General features: G+C 47.7%; 1 protein-coding gene. It reads left to right on the forward strand.

Features of this window, described 5'->3' with window-relative positions; all coding sequences use genetic code 11:
• The coding region (locus AWH66_RS00935; protein WP_143081447.1) for a tandem-95 repeat protein at nt 1–1,613 on the forward strand (1,613 nt) is incomplete at both ends.

Below are 1,613 nucleotides of genomic sequence, written 5' to 3' on the forward strand. Positions count from 1 at the left end.
GTCAATGATCTCCCAGTCTTTGGTACCGCGTCTTACACCGTTGATGAAGACAATGTATTGATCTTCAATGAAACTCAGTTGCTCTCTAGTGCCTCCGATGTAGAGGGCGATGTGTCTTTGGTCGAGGTAAGCTACTCTGGTAATGATGGTATCTTCACCATCAACAACGATGGAACCTGCAGTTTTGCGCCTAATGAGAACTTTAACGGAACGGTTACGCTTGATATTGTCATCGCCGATGAAGATGGTGCACAGGTCGAAGCTACATTTGACGTGAATGTTCTCGCGGTTAACGATGCTCCGGTCAGCGGTGACATTGCTTATACGCTGGATGAAGATGGAAACATTACACTGTCACAAAGTCAGTTGTTATCACAAGCCAATGATGTGGATGGCGATGACTTAACGGCGACTAATGTAACCGTAGGCGGTAATGCAAGTGTCAGTGAAAATCCAGATGGGTCGTTTACCATTACGCCTGACGCCAACTTTAACGGAGACCTCAACCTTTCCTTTGATGTCTCTGACGGACTGGAAACCATCCAAACCACGGGGACTCTGACGGTTAACCCTGTGAACGATTTACCAACCACTTCCGATGTCTCCGCCAACGTTGATGAAGATACCAGTATTACGGTCAATCAAGCTCAGCTTCTTGCTAATGCCGCGGATATTGATGGCGACCAACTTACCGCTTCAAATCTGTCGGCTGCCAATGCAACGATTCAAGACAATGGTGACGGTACCTTTACGATTACACCTGATGCGAACTTCAATGGATTAATTGATATTGCTTACGATATCAGTGATGGGTCGACACCAGTAGCAGGGAATCTTGCTCTCACCGTTGACCCGGTCAATGACGCACCGATTATCTCAGCTGATGTGCCCATTACCATTGAAGAAGACGGTTCATACACCGTAACACAAGCTGAACTGCTTCAATTTGCTACCGACATCGAAAATGATGATATGACCGCCGTTATTGGTGAGCAGGGTGAATCGACCACCGTGTCCGGTACCGTTCTCAACGCCGAAAACGGTCAGCCCGTAGTGGGTGCAGACGTTACGCTAAGTGATGACGTAGGGAATTCAACAACCGCGGTCACCAACGCCCAGGGTCAATACACGGTGACAGGCAATGTATTTGAGCAAGGCAGTGTCACTATTGAGCAAGAGGGCGCTATTACTAATACCTTCCTCGTTCCAGCCGGCGAAACCACCGATAGCGGCGTTATTTCGCTAAGTGAGGTATTAGAAGCTACCGACATGCGAATCGTAGTGACATGGGGTGCGACGCCAAGAGATATGGACAATCACTTGTGGCTTTACGACACCGACACTGGGGCAGAATTAGATCATATCTATTATCGCGATATGAACCACCAACTTGGTGATGGTATGGTTCAGCAGGATGTTGATGACACCAATGGCCATGGGCCAGAAACCATTACTATACCTAACTATCAAGATGCCAATATGCATTATTCGGTGCATAACTACAGTAATCGCAGCTGGGATGTGGACGGGGTTGAGAATGTTCAAGTTCAGGTGTTTGTCGGAGATACATTAGTTCAAACCTTCGCTCCGGAGTTGCCAGAGAACATCAGTGG

This window comes from Vibrio barjaei (assembly GCF_001639065.2).
GTDB classification, from domain to species: Bacteria; Pseudomonadota; Gammaproteobacteria; order Enterobacterales; family Vibrionaceae; genus Vibrio; species Vibrio barjaei.